The following is a 26,834-nucleotide window of genomic DNA, read 5'->3' as shown; positions in this document are numbered from 1 at the left end:
ATTTGGCGGAGCGGCCGCTGGTGATTGGCCGGTGCTAATCCGTCGCGATGATCTTGCCTTCCATCTCCTTGGGCACCGGCACCCCGAGGGTGTCCAGGATGGTCGGCGCGATATCCATCACCTGCGCGCCTTCCACTCGGCTTCCCGCGTTGCCCGTGGGAGACATGACGAGTATGCCGTCGTAGTCGTGCACGCTGTCATCCGGGCCGATCTCGGTGTCGAACGAATGCAGGGAGTCGTGCCCGACATCTTGTCCTGCGCGCCAGTAGAGGTCGTCGAAGTACACGAACAGGTCGGGGGCGTCGTTGCAAGGCCCGGTGAAGATATCCTGGGGTTTCAGAGCGCGGGTCCTCATGACGCGCCCAGTGTGGTCGGTGGTGGCTTCCAGCCTGCGCACGAGGTCGTCACGCACCGCCTCGTACTGATCGGCAGGAACGATACCCTCGGGTTCACGCCCTTGCACGTTCATGAATATCCGTGCGTAGTATCCGCCCCACGCCCAGGCTAAGGTCCTCGACCAGTCGACGTCTTCTTCCGAGAAGCGCCTGACGCCTGTTAGCGGCTCCTTGAGTGTTAGCAGGCCTTCCTGGATGAGCCAGTCATTGACGTTGAAGGACCCGTCCATGCGTTTCGCGCCGTGGTCAGAGACCACGAAGATCCGGGTATCGGGCCCTGCCATTGCGATGAGCTCACCCAGTTGCTGGTCGAGAAGGACGTAGTAGTCGCGCGCGGCGTTCTCGAAGGGATTACCGGGTTCGTATTTGGAGTGGGTCTTGTCGATGTACTTCCAGAACCCATGCTGCAGGCGATCGGGGCCCATGTAGACCATCATGAAGAAGTCCCACGGACCCTTTTCCTGCATCAGAAACTGGGCGACCTTGAAGCGCTTTTCGGTCATCTGGTAGATCTGATCAAGCAGCCACGCCTTGTCTTCGGTGCGGAACTCGTCCACATCGATGATATAGCCACCCGACACCCGCTCCACATCGGCCTTGAGCGACTTGGGGTAAGTGTAGTCGCTCTCGGTGCTTGGAGTGAGGAAGCTGGAGATCATCACCCCGTTGATCGCCTTGACGGGGTAGGTCTGCGGCACGTTGAACACGCACGAGCGCTTGCCGTAGCGGGACAGGATATCCCAGACCCGGTCCACCTTCACGGCCTGTGCATTGGCAATCCATTTCCCGGTGTATTCGCCGACGCGGCGATTCCGGAAGCCGTAGAAGCCGAGCTGGCCCGGGTTACGAGATGACATCATGGAACACCATGACGGCACCGTAATCGGCGGGTCAGTGCTCCGCAGGAGGCCGTGGACGCCCTCGTTCATCAGGCGATCCAGGTTGGGCATGTCCTTGCGCCAGTCCTCAAACAGCTCTTTGGGTGGGGCGCTGTCCCAGCCCACGACAAGCACGCGTTGAGCTTTCGCCATTGGCTCAGGTCTCCCGGTCAGATTCGCGCGTTCGGTTCTCTCAGTCCACAAAGGGGTTCTCGAAGCTGCGTATTACCTCGAACACTTCCGGCCGCATGATGCGGGCATCGGGCGCGACGCCGTTCACAATCCCATTGCGAATCAGGGTGCCGCTGAAGGGAATCTGAGAATCCTTGCCGTGCGGGCACGTGCGGTTGCTGGCCACGGCAGCACACGTGGTGCAGTACCAGAAGTCTCCGCGGATGTTGACCGGCTTGATTTCCAGGTCCGCGAACTCGGGCTTGTCAAACATCTCGATGGCCTCCTCCTCGCCGTAGTAGTTGCCTACCCCGGCGTGGTCGCGGCCGATGATGATGTGGGTCGCCCCGTAGTTCTTGCGCATGATCGCGTGCATAATGGCCTCTTTCGGGCCAGCGTAGCGCATCTCGGTGGGCAGGATGTTCAGGAATACCCGCTCCGGGTTGAAGTACTTCTCGATGATGGTCTGGTAGGCCTTGAGAATGGCGGCGTCCTGGAAGTCGCCAGGCTTCTTCTTGCCGATAATCGGCTGGATGAAGAGGCCGTCGAACAGGCCAAGCACCATCTTCTGCATGGTCTCATGGCCCGCGTGGGGAACGTTGCGGGTCTGGAAGGCGCAGCAGGTTGCCCAGCCGCGCTCTTCGAAGACCTTGCGGGTCTCGGCGGGAAACAGGTTATAGTCTGCGTACGGGCCGCGGTCATTGTCGATGAGGTCGATCTCGCCTGCGACCAGCCAGTCACCCTTCTGGGAGTAGCCCTTGACGCCCGGGTGGGCCATGTCGTCGGTGCCAAAAACGGCCTTCGCACAGCTCTCCTTGTCCCACTGGAAGACTTCGGACACGTGCATGATCGCCAGGGGCTCGGCGCTGCCTTCGCGCATGAGGCAGACGTCCTTTCCCGCCTCAATGCCGTCCGGATCGGACACGTCCAGCATGATCGGTATCGTCCAGGCAACGCCGCTTGTCAGGCAGTTCTTCGTGCAGATACTATCAAGGTCCGCCTTGCCCACGAAACCTTCGATGGGGCTGAAAACGCCTCGGGCGATATTCTGTGCGTCGCGCGCCGTGTCATAGTCAACGGTGATCTGCGGCAGCGATGCGGCCGCCTTCTTCGCATCCTCAAGTGCACTGCAGCACAGGACGCGGTCGGTCAGTTTGCCACCATGCGGTGCGATCATTGTATGTCTCCTCTTGTTATCTATTGGAACAACTTGATGAGCGTGAGAAGGCCAAGAAAAAGGGTCGCAAACCCCACGGACCGGCGCATGTCAACGGGCGGGAGTGTCTTGACCGTCCAGGTTGCCAACGGAACTGACAAGAGCGCGCCAACCGTAAGCGGCACGGCAAGCGGCCAGTAGATGGCGCCCTCGCGCACGCAGACATAGAGGACAGCTCCCGCCAGGCAGACAAGCCCCTCGGCCATCGAGGTAATCCCCACCGAGCGCTTGGGGTCCACTCCGGAAAGGATCTGCCCGCTGGTCACAAGCGGCCCGTACCCACCGCCGCTCAAGCCCTTATTGAAGGCAGCCACCAGCCCCAACCCCACCGTGCGTGGCCATGAAAAAACCGAGGCAAATCGAGGCGACCACAGCACGATGACACCCATTGCCGCAACCAGGACGCCTATCCAAAGCTGCAGCACCTTGGCCGGCAGAGTGACCGACACCGCCACCGCAGCACAGGTTCCCACCAAGCTGCAGAGTGCCAGCACTGCGAGAACCAGAGTGTCGCGGGAACCTTTTCGGAACGTAACATTCCCGACGCTGTGGTGGAGAACGCCGGCCAGGATGCCTGACAGGAACTCGGAAACCAGAACCGCGGGAACGATCTGTGAGGTTTGGAACCCCAGTAGCAGCAACGCAGGTGTGAGGGTTGTACCGTAGCCCATGCCGAGCGCAGAGTCAACGTACTCGCAGAAAAAGGCCCCCGCACAAACGAGGAGCAGAAGCCAAAGCCCGGACCCGTCATCAATGTTCGCGGCCACGCCCTTGTGGTCGCCGGACAACGTCAGATACAGCAGGCCGGCCGCCATTGCCAGCAGACAGATCGTCCACAGCTTGCGAAACAGGTTCATTTCCCACGCCTCACAGGTAACCGAGAGAACGGAGACGCTCCTTCACTGTGGCGAGCTCGCTCTCCGTCAACGCGTGGGACTCCTGGGTCAGACCGTGGGTGCTGACAATGTCCCGCAGCACATACACCACAAAGTCAGTGACCGAATCGTAACCGGCGCCGTCGATCGCGGCTGCAAGCTTTTCATACAGCGGGCGCGGGATCTTGATGGTCACCTTGTCGGATGCAAGCGATCGCTTGTTCATGAAGACGCTCCTATTACACTCTCATAGTAGCGTCATGGGGAGATACAGTCAATCCCCAGAACCCAAGAGCATCGGTTTTGTGGGATATGTGCCTGGCTCGTGTGTGGCCAACGTCCGTTGGAGTCGGTGTTGGGGCCGTGCCGTGTACACGGGCAACCGCCAGTCTACCCCGCTCGAGGGCTCACGGCCCGTGGCGGGGCGGCAGTCGACGGTCGCCGCCCACGGCCATGGTCTGTCGTGCGCCTTCACTGGCAGAGGGAGACCTTCACCGGCTCGTGTGAGGCTCCGATGCACAGGATTTCCATGCTCTCGGGCTCAAAGCCGATCAAGGCGAACATCGGGTCATCCGGCCCAGCGAAATAGCGGGCAAGCGCGGGTGTCGAGTCCCAGACGACTTGCTTCAGGTCCCTGTCGTGCACGGCGCAGGCTTTGCCGCTCACCGTGGCCACACATTGGAAGCCCTCGGTATGGAACATGAGCTGGGTTGCGGGATTGTGGGCGATCTGCACCATCTTCCGCGAACCCGCGCCACAGGCCAGGTAGTACATGCATTCCCGCGCGGGGTCTTTCACAATCGCTCCCATCCAGCGCATCTGGGGGTGATCATTCTCGTCCACCGTCGCCATCACAAAGGAACTGCCCGACGCCATCATCTCTTCGAGCTTGGCCAACGCTTCCTCGCGAGTCATTGTCATCTCTCCTTCTCGGCCGTGGAGTCGGCCGTGATCCATACCCGCCGGGTAGTAGATTTGCCGTGCGTTCTCATTCTCCTTCCGGTGGGGGGAGGTCTGGCGTGCTCGAAGACGAATCTGGGCGCAATCATGCCCTGCTCGGAGGCTGGACGCGATGCGCAACCTACTCCCACTGCAGTCATTCCTGACCTGCATTGCACTCACCACACCCATTCTCGCCCGTGGAGATGGCGCCACCATGACCATTGATCCCGCGACCCGGCATTTCCACATCGCCTACCGTGTGCCGACCAGCGCCCCTGAGACGGTCACGGTCACCTGCCGATGGCGCCATGTCGGCCAGGAACAGTGGCAGGTGGCGCGAGTTACGCCGCTGCTCACTGAGACCGCGCTTGCACTGGTAACCCCCGAGGAGTCAGAGACCTGGGAGCACGGCACCGTCACGGAACGACGTGCTGCGGGAATTCAGCGAACCGTGATCTTCAACCCTTATCCCGACGCACAGGTCAACGGAAAGGTCAATGCGGAGTTCGAGCTGCAGATCGCAGGACCCGACGGTGCAGTGCTGCAGACGGAACGGGTCGCTCTGCAGGCCGACAATTCCGACGTGGTCTATATCGAAGACTGGTCGCAGGTGCTCCAGCGAGACGATCTGGCTGAGAACCCTGCACGAGAAGACCGGAAATGGAATTGGACGCCTGCGGGAGAGCAAACGGAAGGCGCCTCGCTTGGCAGCTCGCTGAGCGTCATCTCGCCGCCGGACGTGGGCGCGCGGCCCATCACATACCCGCTTGACCTCAAGGGGCACTACCTGATCTACGTCTGCAACAAGGCGCGGTACGGCATCGATCTGCGTTTGACCGGGGATGAGCGCGCGGACCGCATCTCGTCCCGTTTCCCATGGCAGGAAGTGCTGTGGCGGTGGGCGCGGATGGATCGCCAGCATCTTGTCCTCCAGCAGCCACACGCGTACACGGGCTACTGCACCGGGCAAATCGACTACGTGAAGTTCGTGCCGATCTCGGATGCGCAGGCCGAGGCCCTCAACTCCCGCATCCAGGGACCCCAGGACCGTCTCGTGGTCGGGTACTGGGAGCCCTACTCCTGGGCTTTCAGCGAGAACATCCGCAGCACTCTCCAGCATCGGGAGCCCCTGGTGGCCTTTGCCGAGGCGCGTGTGGGGATTGTCGACACTCAGGTCGGTCGCTTCGGGATGAAAGTGGTCTACGAGAGCCGTCTTACCGACCAGCTTCTCTACTCCACCCAGGGCGATCCCATCGGCCACGTAGCTAACCCGACCACGGACAACGTGGGGCGGATGCAGCAGTACACCAACACGCTGGACGCCACGCTCCGGTACTGCAGGGAGCTGGGCATGGGGGCCCACGCCAACTTCGGCGCCACCAACTGCTACCCGGGCAGCCCGCTTCAAGGCGACTTCTCCAAGGAGCACCCGGATTGGATGCGCGGTCATGCCCTGCGATACGAAGTGCCGCAGGTACGACAGTACATTCTGAGCCTATACCGGGAGACGCTGGAGATCGGCGCAGAAGGTATCTCCATCGACTACTGCCGTTACCCGGAGGGCATCGATGTCGCGGAGACCTGCAATGCATTCCTGCGCGAATTGCGGGCTCTCGCGGATGAGTTCGGGCAGGCGCGAGGGCGGCGGGTGCCCATACTCATCCGATTCCCGGCCCATGGTGTGCGCCTGTCGGAGCGCTTCGACTATGCGACGTGGTGCAAAGAGGGTTTGGTGGACTACCTGTGCCCCAGCAATATTCAGGGTCGGCACATGAACTTTGACGTCACCCCGTACCTGGAAGCCACGAAAGGCACCGGGGTCATGCTCCTGCCTGTTGTGGATGGTCTTGACTGGGGACTTCCCTTTGCGGGGCCCTTCTTGCAGCGCGTGGACCAGCTGTACAAGGCCGGATGCCCGGGAGTATATATCTATCAGGCGGATGGACGCATTCTTGCGCGCAACTCAGATCGGCGCGTTATCTCGATCCTCCCCGACAGCAGCGCGGTGTCCTCGTGGTGCGAGCATGACCGGGCCATGCGGTTGCTGTGCACCAAGAACATCTACATCACACCATACCACCAGGAGCCCGGCTACCATGGCTGGGAGCGCATCCGCATCTGGGTCGAAGGCGTGCCCGAGGGCCCGATGGAGGTCTACCTGGATGACAAGCTCGTGAACACTTGCGACGGCCCGCCGTACCTCGTAGGCACCGAGGACTATGCGTCGGACGGTGTGATCCCGTCGGGCGATCACGTCCTGCGCATCCGGGTGAAGGACGGGGACGGCTGGCTGGAGCGCACCTTCAAGATTCGCGGAGCGTGAGGACTTTCCCGCACTGATCTCCAGGAAAGAGCGATACGGGGGAACAGGCCCCCGGTATCGGGCCTCATGCGAAATCCATGCCTGTAGCCCGTTTCTACCAAACACAGAGCCTATGCGGCCAAAGACCTGAACTCCGGAGGACCTGAACGTGAGACCCATCGCGCTGACGCCGATCCTGCTTTTCATCCTCGCATCGTGCGCGGTCTGCCAGGACGGGCCCTGGATTGTTGTCCCGCACAAGCCCGACCCTGCCTTCGCTCTGGATGCCGACCTGTCCGACTGGGCCGGCCTACCCGGCGAGGTGCTCATCACAACCCAGGAGCAACTCCACGTCTCACGCGGTCCATGGCCCGGCCCGGAGGATCTTAGCGCCCGGGTGCAACTCGCGTGGCGGTCCGAAGGCCTGTATCTCGCGGCGGAGGTTCGGGACGATCAGCTTCAGCAGTCCCAGCGTGGGAGCCTGATCTACAAGGGCGACCATCTCGAGGTGTTCATCGACGCCACGCCGGACGTGGACACCAACCGCACCAGTCTCGGCGCGGGGCAGTTTCAGTTCGGCCTGAGCCCCGGCAGTTTCAAGCGCACCGGAGACGCTTTGGTGGACGTTGGTCCCGAGCTCTTCGTGTTCCGACCTGAAGACACCGCTGCAGAGGGCGCGGCATTGGCTTCACGCCGCACAAATGACGGCTATGTCATCGAGGCTCTCCTACCTTTCGCGCTCATGGGCATCCAGACCCCGAAGCAGGGAATGCCGCTTGGGCTGGAGGTCGCCCTTTCCGACTGCGACTCCCTCGAGGCCGCGCAGGAGAAGTACATGACCATCGGGACGGCGCCGTGGGCGATCAGCCGCAAGCGCCTGCAGCCCACGCTTCTGGGCGATTCCGAGGGTAAGGCCACCCCGCCGGCGCGTAAGGTGGTCATCCGGGAAGAGCTCTCCGTGCCGCACAAGACCACCACCGAGATCACCTTCGATGCTCCTCCCACCCCAGAGGGATTGGAAGCCTACCTGCGCTTCCTGGGGCGCAATGAGTTTGCAAAGCCCGCCGGGTATGCGCCGGTGCTGCACTTGTGGCTCAACGACCAACCGATTACCGGCGACCGTCTGACCAACCGGCCGCGCGTGTCCACCTACCGCACCGGCCTGACTATGACCTTCATGACCGGTGACGGGTACATCGCTCTCCCCTATTCCCCGGACTTCGAGGCGGTGGACAAAGATCCCACCTACGGGCTGGTGGATTACCCCAAGGCGTGCGAGTTCGAGCTGCGCGTGACGGACCTGTTGAAGGAAGGCACGAACGTCCTGAAGATGCAGACGCGGGAGGACCCCAAGGGCAAGTGGGTGCTGGTGTTCGGTGATATGTCGATTGTCTTCAAGGCTCCGCCGCCGCCCGAAGCGGTCCGCCGACCTGCGCCAACGGGCGAGATCCCCATCATCCGGCCCAATCCGCCCGTGGGCCCGTGTTATCAGGTCTCCGAACAGTCTTCCGGCAGGCTGGTGCTCAAGGTGGGAAACGAGACCTTCGCGGTGGAGAGCCGCTTCTCCACCCCCGACAGCGGGTGGGCACAGGGCAGCAACGCTTTCTTCGAGCACACCCGGCGAATTGAGGAGGGGATCGACGGGGTCACGGTCTTCGATACCTTCCGCAATCTCACTGACGAGAACCTGCCCATCATGCAGCGCCACACAATCCCGCTGGGTGATCGGCTTGCGAGAGTCTGGCTTGCCGGGGCATCGCCCTTCGGCAACAACGGCTCGCGCGGGGAGAAATCAAACCCGACCACCTACGCCACAACCGCAAATGCGGGCATCGGAATCATGCCCATGAACGACGAGTTCCAGGTGCATATCACCAACTACTGCCTGGACGGTGTGCCCGGGATGTCCGACGACGAATTCGTGCTGCGGCCGGGAACCAGCTATACCGCGGAATGGATGATTGTCCCGACCGCAAGACCTGACTTCTGGGACTTCGTGAACGCAGCGCGCCGAGCACGGGACGCCAATTTTACATTGCCCTACCAGTTCGCGTTCCTCTCCGCACGACCCCAGCATACCGACGAGTTCCTGAAGCGGTTTGTCGAGCACAAGTCCCCCGACCTGGTCTGCGCGAGCATCAATTACCCCCTGTACAAGGGCATGTATTCCCACGGGACGTCCTTCCAGCAGGTGGATCATTCGGTCTACGCGAGACACAATGCGCGTCTGAAAAAGCTCTTCCCTGACCTGAAAACATCGATCTACTTCCACTGCTTCCTGGACGTGACCGAAGATGCGCCGGAGCGTTACGCGGACGCCCGCACTCTGCGCCCCGACGGCACCCAGGCGAACTACGGCAAGGACATATACAAGATCTTCTTCCCCACTCTCGACAACACCTACGGGCAGGCAATCGCCAAGAACCCCGAGATGATCATGGGTGTCTGCGGGGCCGATGGTGTCTACTGGGATGAGCTCGAATACAGTGCCTATCAGTACCACTATGGCGAACCGTGGGATGGCTGCAGCGGCGACATCGACCCGGTGACTCACAAGCTCAAAGGGTTGAAGACCTCCGTGACCCTCATCAGTCAGCCGTGGCGAGTGGAGCAATTGAAGAAGATTCTGGCACGGGGACCCTTCATCGCCAATGGTCAGCCACACACTCGCACCGTGGCAAGTCTGAAGCTTCAGCGGTTCGTGGAAACCGCTACTATCAGCAACTGCCTGCGGGCAATTCTGTACTCTCCCATCGCGCTGGGCGACCACATTGCCGAGAAAACCGAGGTGGACGCCTATCGGTGGATGGTCAAGGCGCTGGACTACGGCTGCGTCTACAACTGGTACAGCGAGGGCGTATCCACCGGTTACAAGACACTGACCGAGCACATGTTCCCGATCACCCCGGTGGAACTGCACGAAGGGTACATCATTGGGCAGGAGCGCATCATCACAAATCGGAGCGGACTTTTTGGTTGGGGAGACGATTCGGGGCACGAGGTGCACGTGTACAACGATGAGGGCCGCGAGGTGCCGGACTTCAATGCCCCCTTGGTCACCATCGATGGAAAGACCTATACGGAGCTTCGCCTGGCGGAAGACTGGTCGGCGGCCATCATCCGGAAGGGTCGGTAGCAGGCAATATGCCCGGATAGCGTTCCACCGGATCTCTGGGGGCCCCACGAAGCTCCGCCCAGTGTGCTCTGCGGCGAGCGCTGCTTCTCGAAGCAGTGGCACCCAGAATCCGATACCCAGGGCTACTGCGGAACGGCCGTGGTTGCGTCGACGACCACGTTCTGCGATGAAGCCCGTCCGGTGGTCTCCGCGACCGTCAGGGGGTCGAGGGAAATGTAGTAGCGCAGACGCTCGTCCACCCGCAGTTCTACTCTCCCCCCGGCCTGGACCGTAAAATCCCTTGCGGTCCACGCGCCGGATTCGTCCTGCCAGCTCACTTTCACAAAGGTGGGCTCTGTACCGTCACCAGTGAATACCAGGCTCACTGGACCGCGCCCGATAACGTCGTTCTGATCACTGCTGCCGCAACCAGACAGGGTAAAGACCACCGCGACAGTCGCAGCGACGAGTGTAAGGCGCATGGTGAACTCCTCCGCAAAATGAGTGGGGGACGCGCGGCGAGAGCGCGGGCGCTAGTATGCCGGCCACAAGTCTTCAGCCAACGGGTATCTCCCCCACTTCTCAGCCGCATTCCACATTGCCGCGATGTTCTCGGGCGGGAAGGGCATGCCCTGGTCCGGCGCGATGATGAACCCGCCGCCGGGGGCAAGAATCGACAGCACCCGCCGTACTTCGTCCTCAACACTCTGCGGTGTGCCGCGCATTAGCACCTGCTGGGTGTCGATGCCCCCGAGCAGGGCCATCTTTCCATGGGTCAGGCGCTTGACCTCGGCCAGATCATTGGCCCTGGCCTGAACGGGGTTGAGGATGTCCACTCCCACGTCGATGAGGTCCGGCAATACGGCCTGTACACAACCGCACGAGTGGAAGTTGATCATCATGCCGGCCTGCTTTACCGGAGCGAACATCCGCGCGTACTCGGGCTTCAGGAACTCCCGGAAATGGGCTGGGGAAATCAGTAGGCCCCGCTGGGAGCCCAGGTCTTCGGAGAACCCGATGCCGTCCAGCCCAAGTTCGGCGTATCGCCGGAAAACCGCGATATTGTAGTCGGCGATCTTGCGCAACAACGCGCAGATCAATTCCGGCTCTTCGATAATGCCCGCAAGAAAACTCTCCATTCCGCAAAGAGCCCAGGCGCGCTCGAACAGCAGGTAAGTCTGCTGGCCGAAGACCAGGCAGCGCCCGTCGGCTCTTACCTGCTCAACGCGCTCCGCGAGGCCACTGTCGGCGTCAATCAGTGCATTCGGGTCGGGTGGCTCGAAGTCGGCGATGCGCTCCAGGTCCCGGAGCGGGTTGCCCCTGGGGAAGGGCACCATGTCCTCACGGGTGGTCTCCCAAGCCACGCCCCAGTGGTCTGTCCAGGTGGCGATGCGGAAGTTTCCTTCATATGCAACGCCGCCCAGCACGCCCTCATTGGCCCGGGGCACATACTCCGGTTCGTCGAAGCGGATTGCGCGCAGCAGGTTCTCCAGTGGATCCATCATCAACCGGAGATCAACTCCCGTCGGCCCAGCGGATTTCCGCCGAGGGGAGGATCGCGCAGACTTCCTGGAGCCAGATGTTGAACTCGGCTGCGTGGTCGATGTAGATCAAGAGCTGGTCAGGCTCGGTCTCGTCGCGCCAGCCGCCTTCGGGGTACTGGGTGTCAACGAGGAACTCGCAGAATCTCATAGCGGCGTCGCGGGCACGAATGTCGCCGGTCAAGAGATAGAACAGTGCGGATCCCAGGCTGCTCTTGCCGCTGCCGACGTAGGTGAAACGGTCCTCGAAGCACCGCAGCTTGAATTCGAAGAATCGCGCGGCAAAGTCCAGATATTTCCCGTTTCCTGTCGCCATGTACAACCGGCACATGAGCTGAAGCGGCAGTCCAACCTCCCAGTAGTCCTGCTTGGGCTTGCTGATGTCGATGAACAGCGCGCCCTCAGGATCGACCTCGGGGGTGACGAGACGTCCGTCACGAGTGGTGCGGAAGTAGAAGCGGTCCGGGTCGGGCTGCTGGTACAGCACGCTGATGGCCCACTCCGCGGCCTTCTGCGCGATATCCAGGCGGCCGGCATAGATCGCCGCCACACCCGTCCAGCAGGTGGCCAGGGAACGCAGGTACTTGTCTCCGGCGAAATGCGGCAGACCGCCGCAGGGGGTCTGGCAAGACGCCAGAAAGTTGAACACGGGCATGCTGAGCTCAAACCGGCCCAGGCGATGGGCGCCGTGGAAGAACCACGCCATCTTATAGCAATCCCCGTTATAGGCTTCCAGTTGGCCGTCGGGGCGCAGGCGGTTGTCGCGCACCCAGGTAAGAAGGCGGTGCGCGGGTTCCACTTTCCCCGCTAGTGCCCAGGAGTACGCCTGCTTGTGGAAGGCATCGACGGCGTAGCCATCCCAGATGTAGCCGCCGTCCGCCTGCTGATACTGAAGCTGGTAATCCACGGCCTTGAGTCCTGTCTGCTGGAACTGCGCAATCCGATCGGTCATCAGGATGACCTCCTGTGGTGGGCTAGTGACGGAACGCAGGTGTCAGCAAGCTATTCGCTCAACAGCCAGGTAATCCTTTCGGAGGTCTCGCGAGGCTTGCGAGGAAACCTGGATCAGTAAGCGAAACTGGAGAACTCACATGCGCAAAGTCATCTCGGCGGCTCTCTTCGCACTGCTTTGTCTCTCCGTGACGACTTCAGTCTGCGCGGAGGAGGTGACGGTTCTTTTCGACGGATCGGACCCCGCCGCCTGGGATACTGCAAGAGACCGTGACCGTCTGAACAGGGAGTTCTCGCTGAGTGAGCTGACCCGGATCGAGGGCCCTGCCCTGCGCTGGCGGTTCGTTTCGCGCGGCGTTTCCTTCAATGACATCTTCCTGCGCCGCCCCGTGTCCCGGGGGTTTGAGAAGATCCGCGTGCAGGTGCGCAATGCAGGAGCGAGTGTCACTCTTGCGGCCAAGGTCGCCGACGCCAACGGCGCCGAGTGGACCGCGAACCAAGTGGGGGTCGAGGCCGGCGCCGAACAGCGCTGGATCGAGTTCCCGTGGGGAGAATGGAAGGTCGCCTCGTGGTCGCGCGATGCAGACGGCCGCATGGACTTTCCTCTGCGGTTCTTCACCCTCATCGCCTTCGGGGTGCGCCCGGACACGGAGTACAACGTGGAAGTCTTCCGGGTAGAGACCGTCTCCCCGGACCCGCCTGTCGCAACCTTGCGCTCCCTGGATTTCCCCCGCACCGTGCGTGCCGGGCAGGAGTACACGGCGGCTCTGTCGTTCTCCCTTGACCGTCCCTGCAGAGATGACCAGGCGCGCCTGATCCTGCGCCACGGGAAAACCATGGTGGCCAAAGTTCCCCTGTCACTGCCGGAACCGTTGAGCGCTGCCGAGCCGGGCAAGGTGTACTCGATCAGTGACATCCCGGTGCGCATACCTCAGTTCGCCTGGGGAGGGCAGTCCTCCCTGCAGTTGCAGCTCGGTGAAGCGCATGTCGAATTGAATGGAACTCGAGTTGACGAGGAGGTCTTCCCCGTGACCGTGGAAGCGCGCACGCCGGGACACGTCGTAGCAGCCGTCCGCATGCACAATGGCGCACCGACGCTGTTCATCAACGGAAAGCCCCACAATGGAATGGCCTACACGGCTTACGGCCCATCAGTGGAGGTGTTCACCGACTTCGCGCAGGCCGGGGTGAACCTCTTCTCCTTCAGCGCCACGCCGACGGAAGCTGGGTATGGCCTGAGCCGCACTGCCTGGACCGCTCCGGACGAGTATGACTTCTCCCAACTCGACGAGCGCGTGATGATGGTGCTTGCCGCGAATCCCGATGCCTACATTTTCCCGCGCCTGTATCTGCATGCTCCCGAATGGTGGAGCAAGCAACACCCCGACGAGATCGTGCTCATGGACCCGGGCGACGGTAAGCCCGTGCCCTTTATCCATTCTGGCGGCAAGCCCGCGCCGTGCTGGGCTTCCGAGATCTGGCGGAAGGACACCATCGAGGGTCTGCGACGGCTCATCGCCCACGTGGAAGGATCGCCCTACGCCGACCGGATCGTCGGCTACCACCTGGCATCTGGAACGACCGAAGAATGGATGATGTGGGGCGGCAACGAGAATGAGTGGGTGGATTACTCTCCTGCGAACCACCGGGCTTTCCGCAAGTGGCTGGCGGCCAAGTATGCGGATGTCGACGCATTGCGCGCGGCCTGGGGCGACCCCCAGGTCACTTTCGAGACGGCCGCTGTGCCCAGCAAGGCCCGGCGCCAGGCCAGCCGGATGGGTGCCCTGCGCGACCCGGCGCAGGAGCAACAGATCATCGACTACTACTTGTACAACTCAGACATGGTGGCCGACACCATCGCGGTTCTCTCCAGGGCGGTGAAGGAGATCACCCGGCGCGAAAAGGCCGTAGGCGTCTTCTACGGATACACGCTGCAGTTGTGCGGCGAACAGCGTCAGCAGAATGCCGGGCATCTCGCGCTGGCACAGGTGCTCGCCTGCCCGGACGTAGATTTCGTCTGCAGCCCCACAAGCTATGCTTTCCGGCAACTGGGCGGCGAGGGCACCAGCCACTTCATGTCATTGCTGGGGAGCGTGAAGCTCCATGAGAAGCTGTGGTTCGACGAGAACGACATCCGCACGTCCCTCTCGCCGGGCGAAGTGGGCTCCTGGGGACGTCCTGCCAACGTTGACGGAGACATCATCCAGCAGGACAAGGAACTCGCCAATGTGCTCACCAATGGAGCGGCTCAGTGGTGGTTCGACGTGGGCGCGAACCGCTACGATGACGACCGCCTCATGGCGCGCATCGGCGAATTGACGCGCAATGCCGAGCAGGCCCTGAGCCTGGACCGCCGCCCGGCTGACGAGGTGGCGATGGTCGTGGACGAGCGCTCCCTGTGTTACCTGCAGGTGGCGCACTGGCTGGGGAGCGAACTGCTGGTGGGGTATCTGCCCGGGCTCCACAGAATCGGCGCGCCGGTGGGACACTACCTGGCATCCGACCTGCCGCGCATTGCGGACCACAAGCTGTTCCTCTTCATGACCAGTTTCGCGCCAACCGAAGCCGACCGCAAGGCAGTGGATGCACTCAAGCGCGACGGGAACGTGCTGGTCTTCTTCTACGTGCCGGGACTGTACCGCGACGGGAAGCTGGATCCGGCAGCGATGGAGGAGTTCACGGGGATCAGGCTGGGCCTGTCCATGAAAGAGCAGCCGCTGAGGGTCACCCTCACGGGGGACCATCCCCTGTTAGATGGGCAGGCGGGAAAGCAGTACGGCTCGGGACGAAATGTAGCCCCCATCTGCAGCGCTGACGACCCGGCGGCCACTGTGCTGGGGACGCTTCCAGATGGTTCCCCAGGGCTTGTGGTGAAGGAATACGAGGACTGGACCGCCGTGCACTCCGCTGCGGGGCTCATGCCCACTGAGATCGTGCGGGCGCTGGCTCAGAAAGCCGGTGTACACCTGTACATCGACACTCCGGACGTCGTCTGGGCGGCGCGGGATATGGTATCGGTGAGTGTGAAAGACCCCGGGACGCGAACCATCCGGTTGCCCGAGCCCCGCGGTGTTCGCGACCTGTACACTGGGCAGGAGTTGGCCCCGCGCACCGGCGAGTTCTCGGCGGACTTCGCTGATCGTGCGACAAGGGTATTCGTACTGGACTGAGGGAGGCGACCACGGGCCGCCTCCACAGCCATCCTCAGGCAATCGGCAAGGTCGCCCCACGCGCCCGTGACGAAGTCGCCGGGCAAGCCGCTCTAATCGGTCACGTGCTCCTCGATCCACGCTGCCAGGGCGTCGGGCTTCATCGCGCCGGTCTTGGTCTTCACAATCTCGCCGTCGCGCAGGAGAACAAGACAGGGAATCGAGCGCACCTTGTGGGCTTTTGTCGCATTCTTCGCCGCATCAACATCGGCAGCGTACAGCTTGACCGGACCGCCGTAGCTGTCCGCGAATGCCTCGTAGTCGGGCCGGAACGCCTTGCAGTGCGGGCACCAGGTGGCATAGAAGTCTACCAGACACCAGCCTTCCGCAACGGCCCCGGCATCGAAGTCCGTGTCAGTCAGCTCGATGATCCCGTTTGTCTTTTCGCTCATACCTCGATGCCCTCTCCATTAGACAGGCTGTGCCCCGCCGGGTCATAGGATGATCCAAATCCCATTGCCACGTCAAGAGAGCGTCTGGATCATCGATTCAATGGAAGGCGTGCCGGCCCCGGGTGTCGCAGCGACACCATGCCTCCCCTCTTCGGAGAAGGTTCTAGACACAACCCATGCCGAACAGAGAGAGCGCATGATCTCGACTGGTCCAGACACCCTCGGGCCAGCGATCAGATGACGCACAGATGCGCACAGGTCTGAGATGCACTCCTCGAGTCCAGTGGAGGTCTGCCGTCGAGTTGAAAGGAACTGCCTTATTCCGGGGAACATACTCTGCCATGCACGTCCATAAGGTGATATTCATCATGTACACTCTCCGCCCACCCTACGTCGCCATCCTCGACGAAGTGCTGCGGGATCCCATCATGAAAGCCCGCGTCGACAAGATGTTGTCTGCGATCCCGCCGGACACTCCCGTCGAGGTCATCTCCAAGGACCAGATTCCCGAGCTCTCCATCCGTCACGACTGGGCGCATGCCCGGCAGAGAATGGGCGCGACGAAGGACTTTTCCGACCCCGCATGGTTCCTGGGGGTCATGCGTTTCGACAACGCCTGGGACTCGAAGGCCGTATTGGAAGGCCACCCTGGTGCGGGTGGACCGCTGCAATGCGCCTACGGATATGACGCCTTTCGCTGGTTTGACTCCCACATGAGCAGGATTGCGCCCTGCCCGGATCACATCTGCCGACCGGCGTGGCGGATTCACCTCACCAACGGATGCCCCCATCATTGCTGTTACTGCGGACTGGGCTCACTGATCACGGTCATGATGAATATCGAGGAGTACATCGAGCACCTGGACCAGCTGGTCAGGGCCAATCCGTGGGAGAAGACGTACCTGTTTGAGGACGACTCCGAAGCGCTCGCGCTGGAACCCGAATACGGCGCGGTCCCGGCGCTTGCCGAGTACTTCGGGACCACCGACGACCACTACCTGCTGATCCACTCCAAGAGCGCGAATGTGGACTTTCTTGCCGACGTCTCCCCCTCCGGGCGGAAGCACACGATCATCGTCTGGAGCCTGACCACGCAGACGCAGAGCACTCTGCTGGAGCGCGGCTCGGCAACCACGGCCGAGCGCATCGAGGCTGCCCGCAAGTGTGACGAGATGGGCATCTGCACCCGCTACAAATACAAGCCGATCATCCCCACGCGCAACTGGCGGGACGAGATTGCAGATATGACCCGCATGGTCTTTGAACGCAGCAACCCGGACCTCATCGCTTTGTTTACGCTGGCCTGGATGACTTGCGACGACATGCTGAAGATCATCGACGAGGATATGCTAGACCCTGTGTACCTCCAAGCCGCACGCGAGTCCGTCGATGAGATGAAGGACCTGAAGGTGAAACCCTTCCCCCACTGGGTGCGGAAGGAAATCTACGAGTTCTGCATTACGGAGATCCGCAGGCACAATCCGGAGATACCCATTGTCCTGTGTACCGAGACGACCCAGATGTGGGACGAACTTGGCCCGGTCGTCGGATATCGTCCCCAGGACTACCCGTGCGGCTGTGGTCCACAGGCGACCCCGTGGCTTGCGCGTCTCCCGGAGAGCCCGTGGCGCATTACGAAACCCGTCGGTGTCGAAGGCTACCCGGCCCCCTACTGAACTGCTCTGCACAGCAAAGGAGAGCCCATGCGTTTCGAACTTGCACTCATCGCCGGACTTGCGCTCCGCGCGACGTGCCTGAACGCTGCGGCAGTCGCCGTGGAGTGCGCCTACTATCATGTTGACATCGGCGGCCAATACGCCTGGAGTGAAGGAGCGCCGGGCCTGGCAGATTTCGCCAGCCAGAGCAAACGCGCAGGCCTGCTGAAGGTCTACCTGCGCAACCACTCTGACGCGCCGGCGCAAGTGGATGCGCTGTCGCTGGACGGCACAGCCCTGACCGACCTGCGCAATAACGAGCGCCACGAGGTCATCTGGTGGCGCACCTGGCCGAACCCTATCCCACCTGGCCAGTGTGCCGAGGTGTCCGTGCGTTTGCGGTACCCGATGGAGAGAGATGCCACTCTTGTGCTCTCGGCGCCCCACGGCGAGATGCGGGTCACCGTCCCGCTGGAGCCCCCGCCCTTTCGCATCGAGACGGTCGCCTGGCCTGCCGCGGATACCGTGTTCCTCGTGGCACAGCAGATCCGCGATGAGGACTGCCGTATCGTCCGGGTGTTCCTGGACGGGAAGGACGTGACAGCAGTCAGCGACCTTCCGGCGCCTGGTTTCTTCGAAGGCGTCTGCCCCGTGCACATCAATGCGCCGGAAGACCTGGCACCGGGGTCCTTTCATACATACCGGCTGGAGGACGCAGCCGGTCGCTCCGCCGCCTGCACACTACGAACCCTGGAGCCGGTACTGCGTCTGGGGATGTATGGCGCGTCCGACCTGGAGCGGAACATCAAGCTTGGATTGAACACCGCCGCGCATTTCGGAGGGCAATCTCGTTCGGAACTGGATCGCTACGCCGCCTACGGCATGCGAAACGCCTTCCATGTGAACCACAACCCGCCAGCGCCCGAGGTCCGCGGACACCCGGCGGTACACGCCTATATACTGCACGATGAGCCGGACTGCTGGGACTATTCAGCGGACGAGTGGCCCATGCCCATGCGCATCGGCTTCCACGCCCCGGATATCGTGGCGCACACGAAGCAGTGCGCCGAGGCCGATCCCCTCAAGCCGGTGCAGGTTACGCTGGACCTGACCTTCAAACCTGCGAATTACTTCGTCTATGCGCAGATTCCGGATATCGTGGCGCCTGATTGCTACCCGCTGACTGTGGGTCAGCCGATTTCCTGGGTGCGCGATGTCACCGAAGCTTGCCGCTCCGCGGCCGGCCCGCGCCGCGTGGAGATGGTGCCGCAAGTGGATTTCGAGGATCGTCAGAATGCGGAGATGCGGTTCCGCAGGCCACCTTTCGCGCCGGAGGTTACGATCCAGTATCTCTATGCGCTTGGTGCGGGCGCCCGAGGATTCAGCGGCTGGGAATGGTTCGACGAGAAGGCCGACTGGTGCCACTTCTACGGTGCTCCGAACTTCCCGGACGTGCTGAACGCCGTGGCCACCACTTATCGCCGGTTCAAGCTGTTGGAGCCGCTAATCCTACAGGCCCACCGCCGCGATATGGTGAAGTGCAACCAGGACAAGGTTTGGACCAGCAGCCTGATCTGCGGCACTGAAGCCATGCTTGTGGTGGCCGTCAATGACGACTACGAGTCCCTGCCCACGGATTTTGTGCAGACCCCGGCGACGGAACTGCGTTTCACCGGGCCGCAGATGCCGTGGCTCCGGGTGGGATATGCCGGCCTGGTTGAGGACGGGGCGATCCGCGATCTCACTATGACGCAAGGCGGAGAGCATTTCTCTGTCGAGTTGCCCCGCCTTGAGTCCGGGCAGATCATTCTTCTGGCGCGGGATCGTGCCTTCGCAGATGATCTGGTGGCGCGCTACACCCGTGAGCAGGAAGCCGCCGGCATCGCGCTGTTGCGCGGCGCGCGACTGGACGCGAACCGCAGCGCGCGTCTTGAGGCGACGCGGCGTTTCATCATGGCCCGCTACGGGCCGTACAGGCTGGATGCGACAAGGAACCTGCACGCCTATGGGATGACCGACGAGAGCTTTATGAACCCCGAGAAAGTGCAGTACCCGGCTCTCGAATGGTGGACCGAGGAAACACCGCGGGGCGGCGAGTGGACGGTGGCGATCCCCGAAGAACAGGTCGGCGTCGAGCACACGGTTTACTTCCAGATGTCGCGATGGTGGGGCGGCGGGCGTCTTCGGATTGAAGTCGAGAATGCTGCGGGTGAGATTGTCCTCGAGATGGACGAGCCAACCTGGACGGGCCCGGTGCCCAATGTCCGCGTAACCTTCCCCACTGCGGGCGAGTACAAGTTGCGAATCCTGCAGGTGGGCGGAGGGAAGCCTGGCGGTCGGCTGAACAGGTCGATATGGGTGGTTCCGGCAGACGCGCCGAGCCTGCCAGGCGACCCGTGGGAGTAGCCCAGCCCTTTCCAACGCAATGGAGGGCAATACTATGCTTGCGACAGGCCTGCTCCTGTCTTTCCTCATCCCTGCCGGTTGCTTGGCCGATGGCAAAGCACCCCTGAACCCCACCGTGGAGGCGGAGGAAGAGGTCTACAGCTACACTCCTGCCGACAATGGTGCGGCGCCCACCTGGTGTTGGGGCTGCCCAATACTCGTGCGCGTCGGCGACAGTCTGTTCACCACCGGGCTGGAGACCCTGCCGGAAGCGAAGCCCTTGAACAATGTGCGCTGGACGCTGTATCAACGCACCGAACAGGGCTGGGAGCTCCAGCAGGCGGATCCCACGGGCCGCACCCGCGAGCCTTGTCCCCTTGTAGCGCTGCCCGACGGCCGGCTGATCATCTCCGCTCATCCGACGCTGGTCACCGATCCACAGAAGCAGGGCGGCGGACCGGCCCAACCCCAATTGCTGCAGTTTGACTCATCAGACCCGAAAGCGCCACCGACAGTGCTCTTGCCGGAATGGGACGGCGCCCCTGCCTTCACGGAGCACACGTACCGATACTTCTGCACCGACCCCGTATCGGGCGAGGTGTTGGTGCTGAACAACGTGGGGTACCTGCACAAGGAGTGGGCGCTGCTCAAGAGTGACGGAACGTGGGCAACCGGTAGGCTGGAGTCGCCCCCCGCGCGACCGGGAGACATCGAGCCCTACGGCAGCACCCACTGTCGCCCGCACTACGGCAGCGTGGTGCTCAAAGGACGGGCTGCCTGGATCACGGGGGCGGTCGCGTATGACAACTGGGACCGTGTCGGCAAGCCGGAAGCCGAGGCCGGGTTGACCGGGCGCAAGTGGGGCAATCGCTGGCGCAGGCTGATGATCACCCGGACCCCGAACATCACCACCACACCCTTCACTGACTGGGTGGAAATCAGCAACACATTCGCAACTGGCGGTTGGCTGTTTCCCGGCGATCTGTGGGTGGATGAAGACGGCGCGGCCCACGTCCTGTGGTACGAGGGGCCAATCAGCCAGGCTCTGCGAGACCAGCACTTTCCAGACATCAAGAGGATTCACGCAATCAGATACGCGGTCTTGCGGGAGGGGGAGATCATCCGGCAGTCCACGATAATGGAAACCGGCGAAGGGCTGGGAAACGAGGTACCCGGTGCCAGGCCGCGCTTCCAGGTCACGTCGGAGGGGCGCTTGTTCGCCGTGTTGTTCGTTTCTGGGTGGGACGCCGCCGGGAAAAGGTACTGGGAGAACCGCGTCGTGGAATTGCTGCCGGACGGCAGTCAGGGGCAGCCTGTGCGACTGCCCCTGAAGTTCCCCTTGTCTGAATTCTTCACTGCGACCCCGCGCGGGGGGTCGCCGGCGTCGGCCACGCTGGACCTGATCGGGACCCGCGTGGGAGCGCCTGTGACGACGCTGTACTACGCACGGGTCAAGCTGTGGTGATGGGCCCGGTCAGGAGCTCACAGACCGCAGGAAGCGCAACTGCTCCCCCAGTTTCTGCGCCGGGTCCATGTCCCGGAAGTCTTCCACCGAGATGAACCCCTGGTAACCCATGGCTTCCAGGTCGCCCACGAACTCGGCGACATCCGCGATGCTGTCGGCAAGATCGCAGGTGTCCCAATTCCAGGTGAGCTGTCCCTTGTCGTCGCGCTCACCGGGGCTCACTCTGCCGCCTCCCGCATGCACATGAGCCACGTAAGGACCCAGCAGGTCCAGGCCCATCTTGAAGGGCTCATATCCCTGGCCCAGGCTCATGTTGGCGATGTCGAAAATCACTCCCACATCGGCCGGGTCGAAGTGCCGCACGATGTTCCACGCCTGGGTGGCGCTGCAGGCCACGGTGTTGCGGTGGATTTCCAGGATCACGCGCACACCCAGGGGCTTTGTGATCTCCAGGGCCCTGCCGAAAGCCTCGATGGTGTCTTCGATCAGGCTGGGGTAGCTTTCGTCTCGGGAGTACCCTCGCGGCGCACCGAGCCGGAACATGGGAATGCCCCACTTCGCGCAGCCCTCGGCAACCTTGCGAACCTCATCCAGGTCACTCGCCGGCATAGCGGTAGCCAAAGCCACCACCTTCAGTCCATATTCCTCGCTGACGGCCAGCAACTCCTCGCCGCGTTCCGCCAGGTTGTTGGGGCTGAAGTCGTTCTTCACATTGCCCCAGGGGGAGAAGGGTTTCCCCTGCTGGCCCTCCGGGATGTGTCGGCAGCGCCATTCGGCGCCGTCGAAGCCCAGGTCCGACAGGAATCGGGCAGTCTCACGCATGTCAAACTGCGGCAGCATCACGGTTGTGGCGGAGATAAGCATCTGTGAACCCTTCCTCACTGTGTCGTGTTCGAATCAGTCGACCGGTTTGAGCAACCAGCGCTTGACGCTGATGAAATGCCGCTCTGACTTCGCATTCTTGCCGATGACCTGGAGCTTGACCTTATGCTCCCCTTCGGTAAGGGTGACCTTCCCGAAACTCACACGCTGTCCGTCGCTCTCCAGCGCGGGAGAGTAGCCGTCGAAGGGCTCGCCCACCGGCTGCCCGTCCAGCGAGACCTGGACGATCCCATAGCTCTGGGCGAGAACGAACTCGCCATACAGCTCATAGCCACCGGCAGGCACCGCGGGCAGTGTGAAGGTGATGGACTCGCCGACCCTCTCGGCGCCCAGGAACTGGGAGCCCACGTCATCCAGGCGCTTGGTGCGCGTGCCGGTTTCGGACACGGAAGGGATATCCCGGGCCTCGAAAACCAGGCCGTCGAAAGGCGGTGGCGCTACTCGCGACAAGCGCACAGTCTGCTCCGTAACCCCGTCGGTGAACGGCATCACCACGACAAGTTTGGCATTGGACAGGGGCGATGAGCCGTCCTTGGTGTACGGATTGTGCTGCCTCGCGGGCCAAAGGAGACTGGCGCCCTCGGGCAGGTCAATCAGCAGGCCCTTGAACTCCACGTGCGCACCCGTCTGGTCCCGGCTGAGGTTTACAGGCGCAGCATCCAGTGGAATGGTACCGCCGCCCGACAGCTTAAGCCTGCCACCGCGGTTCATCAAAGGCAGGTGCGCTTCGACGCCCACATCGGACGGCGCGCGGTAGGTGACCGCGAGAGAACCGTCCTCCAGCGCTTCAACAGCCACCGAACACTCGATCTGACCGTACTTCAGCGACAGCCGCGACGGCTCCTCCAGAGGGTCGACGGAGGCCGAGTCCGGGGTCCAGCGAAGCCCGTCGGCGGAGGTGAAGTCGGGGTTCTCATCCCCCGGCTTGTGCTGGAGCTTCGAAGTGTCGCCCACGGTGAAGGTGGACCAGAAGGGCTGCATCTTGGTGTTGCCGCCACCCGCAACCAGCCCCAGTTCGTCGTGGAAGATGTCCAGCAGATTCTGCCGATCCTGAATCCACCGGCTCTTGCTGACCTCGCAGGCGTAAGCCGACAGCGCCCACTGCCAAGGCTTGTCACGCTTGATGAGCGCGCCATTGGTCCCCACGATGGTCTGTCCTTTATCCGCCCCCGCTGGCGGCGGGGTTCCTTCGCCTGACCCACCGTACAGAAGCATGCTCGCGGCCCAGTCGGGATCCACGAGCCTGGTGCCGCCGTTGGAGTACCGGCGCAACTGAGCCAGGAGAAAGCCACGTCCCTCGGGCGTCCAGGAGAAACCCACGTTTCCGCGATCCACGCCGGGGTGATACACCTGCCGTTCGTCGATGCAGGCCACCGAGGAACCATCAGGCCAAAGGATACTGGAGTGGAACAGGGCCGAGCGCCGCAGGGCCTCCAGGGCCACGGGGTCCCGGGAGAAGCAGTAGTAGACGCCAAGCGCCTCCACGTAAACCGCGTTGTAGCCCACCACCGGCCCGGAGTGCTCGGACCAGTACCCCGCCGGGTCCTGGTGCTCGACCACTTCCGCCATGAACGGCCCCACGGCGTCCTTCCAGTCTTGCATCCCGAAGGCTTCTCCCGCGATATAAAGACCCATGGCGTGGTGGGTGGGGATGTTGTGCACCGAGTTGGCGAAGTACGTGCGGATATTGGAGTACCCCAGCTTCAGGCCACGTTCCCATTTCTCACGCACCGCCGGCGGGAGGGCATCCCGGACCAGCGTGTAGGCGCGGATCCAGCGGCTGTAGGTCCAGGGCATGTGTATCTGGCCCCACGTGGAGTTGTCCTTCTTGCGGAAAATCCACATGCCCTTCGCGTCCTGGTCGTCCACAAGCGCTTCGCCGCCCTTGCCGATGGCTTCGAGCAGGCGCGCATCGTGGTACCAAGGGTTTTCCGGGTCTTCGATAGCCCAGGCTGCCGCCAATGGCAGCAGCACGTTCTGATCTGTGCAGATCCATGGCTGCGTCCCGAACCTGCCGGTCGCCGGGTCCTGAGACGCGAGGATGCTTTCCACCGACGCGATCAGGCTCCGCACGAGATAAGAACGCGGCGGCCAGGTGTCCCATTCGTCACAATGCCCGGCCGTGGTGAGCGCCATGAGGATCACTCCAGTCATGACTGCTGTTCGCATCATCTCACGCCTCCAACTAGCCGCATGCATTGAAGAACGAGATCTCGCGCAGATCAACATCGCCATCCTGCTCCAGGATTTCCAGCCAGACCTTCCGGGCCTTCACCAGCGGGAAACGGCAGATGGCCTTGTGGCCGATATTGTCCCCCCGGTACAGCACAATCGGGTCGTGTCCGGAAGTCGTGAGCATTTTCAGTTCGAACCGTCGCACATGCTCGCCCCGTGTCAAATCTTCCTGAATGACAGCATGGTCAATGAGCATCGGCTCCGGCAACTGGCAGCCCCAGCGAGTCTCATTCTCGCGCTCAAAATCGGCGAGCCGGGTCAGGGGATTGGCGAAGCGGCGCCTGACCTCGGCCCCGAACTCAAGCAGTCTCGCTGCGTCGGCATCGGGCAGGAGACCCCGCCGGTCCGGGCCGATATTGAGCAGCAGGTTGCAGCCCCGACCCACAGACATGTAGTACAATCCCATCAGTTCTTCCACGCTCTTGATGGTGTGCTCGTCCTGGTCGCTGTAGAACCAGTTGACTTCGCGCATGCGGCAGTCACACTCTGCGGGAAGCCACTTGCTGCCGCTATCCACCCGCACCTTGCCCTGGGTCTGTATGCTGAAAGGCACCTCTCTCACCGTGTTCCAGATGGGCATAGGTGCGAGACCGGCTTCATTACCCACCCAGCGGATGTCCGGGTCGGCCATGCTAAAGATCAGCACATTCGGCTGCAGCCGGCGTATCTCCTGGACGATTCGGGGCCAGTCATACTCGTGGCCTTCCGACCCGCACCCGTCGAACCAGAGCACGTCCACCTGCCCGTATCCGTCCAGAATCTCGCTGATCTGTCCGACGAACTTGTCGTCATACTGCTCCGGCGTGTGGAAGGTGGGTGAGGCTTCGGCCGGCGAGTAGTAAAGCCCCACGCCCATACCGTGCTTGTGGCACGCATCGGTGAACTCGCGGACGACATCGCCCTTGCCGTCTCGCCAGGAACTGGATGCGACGCTGAAATCGGTGTACTTCGAGGGCCAGTTAGCAAAGCCGTCATGATGTTTCGCGGTCATCACCATATACTTCGCACCGGCCTGCTTCGCAGTGGTGACCCACTGCTCGCAGTCCAGGGCTGAGGGCTGAAAGCCTTCCGGAGACATGGGCTTGCCATCCCAGTCGCGGTGGCCCTCGTAGAACGTGCGGACTCCGAAATGAAGGAATATTCCGAACTCCCAGTCCTGGTACTCCAACTGGCGCGGGGTCGGAATTGCGGTGGGCATGGGCGCGTTCCTTTCAGCGTGGAAATGAGACGGGGGCCAGGCAGGGAGGCCGGATGCCTTGCCAGAGCCTGTCATGACGGGGCAGTTCGCGTCCGACTGGGCTAATACCTCCCCCTGGTGCTGAGACATGTATACTTAACAAAAGCTTCACACATGCATAATGCATGATTAACGATCGCGCCACTAACATGCATACGTGGGCTTGCATTGGCGCGGGGGAATGAGTTCGGGGCACCCCTCGCGGAATCCGAATGCGCCACGAGAACTCCCTCGGAGGAGACGCGATCAACTGTGACGAAACGAAAGCCGACGGTGAACACCGCCTCCGGCTCGAGGAACAGGATGTCCGACACGATCCTCATCATCGAGGACGATACAAGTATCGCGGATTCGGTCGCCTACAGTCTCCGGCAGGAGGGTTTCCAGGTGCTGGTGGAGTATGATGGGCCCTCCGGTCTTGCGCAGGCGGTGGAGAGCAAGCCGAATCTGGTGCTGCTCGATCTCATGCTGCCCGGAATGGGTGGGCTCGACGTCTTCCGAGCCATCCGAAAGCATTCCTCGGCCCCTGTCGTGATGCTCACCGCCAGGGATTCTGAGAGCGATCGAGTTGCGGGTATCGAGTTGGGTGCTGACGACTACATCACGAAGCCGTTCTATATGCGCGAGCTGGTTGCACGCGTGAAGATGATCCTGCGCAGGGCCCGTAAAGCCGACGAGAACGAGGACGATGTGCTGCAGGTGCGGGACCTCATCGTGGACACCGCGCGTCGCACTGTCACGGTGGCCGGGCGCGAGGTTGACCTCACTCCGCGGGAGTTCAACCTGCTGGAATGCCTGGCGCGGAACCACGGCCGGGCGCTCACCCGCGACGTGATCCTGGAACAGGCCTGGGAGGAAAGCGAGTATATCGACCCGCGCACCGTCGACGTCCATATTCGATGGCTGCGGCAGAAGATCGAGGACGATCCGAGCTCACCCAAGCGTATCCTGACCGTGCGAGCGATCGGCTACAAATTGGCGGACTGAG

The 26,834-nt window shown here is 62.3% G+C and carries 19 protein-coding genes; 7 read left to right on the top strand and 12 right to left on the bottom strand.

What is annotated here, in order from left to right; all coding sequences use genetic code 11:
• Positions 1 to 34: 34 nt before the first annotated feature.
• The 5 genes from HPY44_07955 to HPY44_07935 all read right to left on the bottom strand — a co-directional run bounded on the left by HPY44_07955 (position 35) and on the right by HPY44_07935 (position 4,450).
• Positions 35 to 1,426, bottom strand: a complete 1,392-nt coding sequence (locus HPY44_07955) for an alkaline phosphatase family protein (protein ID NSW55930.1) — start codon at positions 1,424 to 1,426, stop codon at positions 35 to 37.
• A 40-nt stretch (positions 1,427 to 1,466) separates the two neighbouring features.
• A complete protein-coding gene (gene sat, locus HPY44_07950) occupies positions 1,467 to 2,621 on the bottom strand; it encodes a sulfate adenylyltransferase (GenBank protein ID NSW55929.1) in 1,155 nt (384 codons plus the stop codon).
• A gap of 20 nt (positions 2,622 to 2,641) precedes the next feature.
• Entirely contained in the window at positions 2,642 to 3,475 is an 834-nt protein-coding gene (locus HPY44_07945; protein NSW55928.1) for a sulfite exporter TauE/SafE family protein, read from the bottom strand.
• 52 nt (positions 3,476 to 3,527) lie between these two features.
• Complete coding sequence (locus HPY44_07940) at positions 3,528 to 3,761, bottom strand: CopG family transcriptional regulator (protein ID NSW55927.1); 234 nt, start codon at positions 3,759 to 3,761, stop codon at positions 3,528 to 3,530.
• A 245-nt stretch (positions 3,762 to 4,006) separates the two neighbouring features.
• The gene (locus HPY44_07935; GenBank protein ID NSW55926.1) at positions 4,007 to 4,450 is read right to left on the bottom strand and encodes a pyridoxamine 5'-phosphate oxidase family protein; all 444 of its coding nucleotides are present in this window, start codon (positions 4,448 to 4,450) and stop codon (positions 4,007 to 4,009) included.
• A gap of 157 nt (positions 4,451 to 4,607) precedes the next feature.
• On the opposite strand from HPY44_07935, the gene HPY44_07930 reads away from it, so the two are divergent.
• Together HPY44_07930 and HPY44_07925 are read left to right on the top strand one after the other, a co-directional pair.
• Positions 4,608 to 6,800, top strand: coding sequence for a hypothetical protein (locus HPY44_07930; protein NSW55925.1), 2,193 nt, complete (start codon positions 4,608 to 4,610; stop codon positions 6,798 to 6,800).
• Positions 6,801 to 6,948: 148 nt separating this feature from the next.
• On the top strand, positions 6,949 to 9,915 hold the full coding sequence (locus tag HPY44_07925) for a hypothetical protein (protein ID NSW55924.1): 2,967 nt from the start codon (positions 6,949 to 6,951) through the stop codon (positions 9,913 to 9,915).
• Positions 9,916 to 10,037: 122 nt separating this feature from the next.
• Here HPY44_07925 and HPY44_07920 read toward each other — a convergent pair whose 3' ends face one another.
• The 3 genes from HPY44_07920 to HPY44_07910 are packed head-to-tail and all read right to left on the bottom strand — an operon-like array spanning position 10,038 to position 12,387.
• Positions 10,038 to 10,376 carry a hypothetical protein gene (locus HPY44_07920; GenBank protein NSW55923.1) on the bottom strand — a complete coding sequence of 113 codons (339 nt, stop codon included), beginning with the start codon at positions 10,374 to 10,376 and terminating at the stop codon, positions 10,038 to 10,040.
• 51 nt (positions 10,377 to 10,427) lie between these two features.
• Entirely contained in the window at positions 10,428 to 11,399 is a 972-nt protein-coding gene (locus HPY44_07915) for a hypothetical protein (GenBank protein ID NSW55922.1), read from the bottom strand.
• Positions 11,400 to 11,409: 10 nt separating this feature from the next.
• Positions 11,410 to 12,387, bottom strand: a complete 978-nt coding sequence (locus tag HPY44_07910) for a hypothetical protein (GenBank protein ID NSW55921.1) — start codon at positions 12,385 to 12,387, stop codon at positions 11,410 to 11,412.
• A gap of 139 nt (positions 12,388 to 12,526) precedes the next feature.
• Here HPY44_07910 and HPY44_07905 point away from each other — a divergent pair, with 139 nt between their 5' ends.
• Complete coding sequence (locus tag HPY44_07905) at positions 12,527 to 15,556, top strand: beta-galactosidase (GenBank protein NSW55920.1); 3,030 nt, start codon at positions 12,527 to 12,529, stop codon at positions 15,554 to 15,556.
• 92 nt (positions 15,557 to 15,648) lie between these two features.
• On the opposite strand, the gene HPY44_07900 is transcribed toward HPY44_07905, so the two are convergent.
• Positions 15,649 to 15,987, bottom strand: coding sequence for a thioredoxin fold domain-containing protein (locus tag HPY44_07900; GenBank protein ID NSW55919.1), 339 nt, complete (start codon positions 15,985 to 15,987; stop codon positions 15,649 to 15,651).
• Between the two features lie 368 nt (positions 15,988 to 16,355).
• Between HPY44_07900 and HPY44_07895 the strand changes: the two genes are divergently transcribed.
• Genes HPY44_07895 through HPY44_07885 form a run of 3 tightly spaced genes read left to right on the top strand, consistent with a single transcriptional unit; the run spans position 16,356 to position 21,492 of the window.
• Positions 16,356 to 17,663 (top strand): hypothetical protein, encoded by a 1,308-nt coding sequence (locus HPY44_07895; protein ID NSW55918.1) that lies wholly within the window; start codon positions 16,356 to 16,358, stop codon positions 17,661 to 17,663.
• 27 nt (positions 17,664 to 17,690) lie between these two features.
• The gene (locus tag HPY44_07890; protein ID NSW55917.1) at positions 17,691 to 20,048 is read left to right on the top strand and encodes a hypothetical protein; all 2,358 of its coding nucleotides are present in this window, start codon (positions 17,691 to 17,693) and stop codon (positions 20,046 to 20,048) included.
• A gap of 34 nt (positions 20,049 to 20,082) precedes the next feature.
• The gene (locus tag HPY44_07885) at positions 20,083 to 21,492 is read left to right on the top strand and encodes a hypothetical protein (protein ID NSW55916.1); all 1,410 of its coding nucleotides are present in this window, start codon (positions 20,083 to 20,085) and stop codon (positions 21,490 to 21,492) included.
• Between the two features lie 9 nt (positions 21,493 to 21,501).
• Here the strand turns inward: HPY44_07885 and HPY44_07880 are convergent, their stop codons facing one another.
• The 3 genes from HPY44_07880 to HPY44_07870 are packed head-to-tail and all read right to left on the bottom strand — an operon-like array spanning position 21,502 to position 25,807.
• Entirely contained in the window at positions 21,502 to 22,356 is an 855-nt protein-coding gene (locus HPY44_07880; GenBank protein ID NSW55915.1) for a sugar phosphate isomerase/epimerase, read from the bottom strand.
• Between the two features lie 33 nt (positions 22,357 to 22,389).
• Entirely contained in the window at positions 22,390 to 24,546 is a 2,157-nt protein-coding gene (locus HPY44_07875) for a hypothetical protein (protein ID NSW55914.1), read from the bottom strand.
• 13 nt (positions 24,547 to 24,559) lie between these two features.
• Complete coding sequence (locus HPY44_07870; GenBank protein NSW55913.1) at positions 24,560 to 25,807, bottom strand: alpha-L-fucosidase; 1,248 nt, start codon at positions 25,805 to 25,807, stop codon at positions 24,560 to 24,562.
• A gap of 342 nt (positions 25,808 to 26,149) precedes the next feature.
• On the opposite strand from HPY44_07870, the gene HPY44_07865 reads away from it, so the two are divergent.
• A complete protein-coding gene (locus HPY44_07865; protein NSW55912.1) occupies positions 26,150 to 26,833 on the top strand; it encodes a response regulator transcription factor in 684 nt (227 codons plus the stop codon).
• The last annotated feature ends 1 nt before the right edge of the window (position 26,834 follow it).

The sequence above is a fragment of the Armatimonadota bacterium genome (genome assembly GCA_013314775.1).
Lineage (GTDB): Bacteria > Armatimonadota > Zipacnadia > Zipacnadales > JABUFB01 > JABUFB01.
The sequence above is the reverse complement of the archived record's forward strand: the minus strand, read 5'-3'. Positions and strand labels throughout refer to the sequence as shown.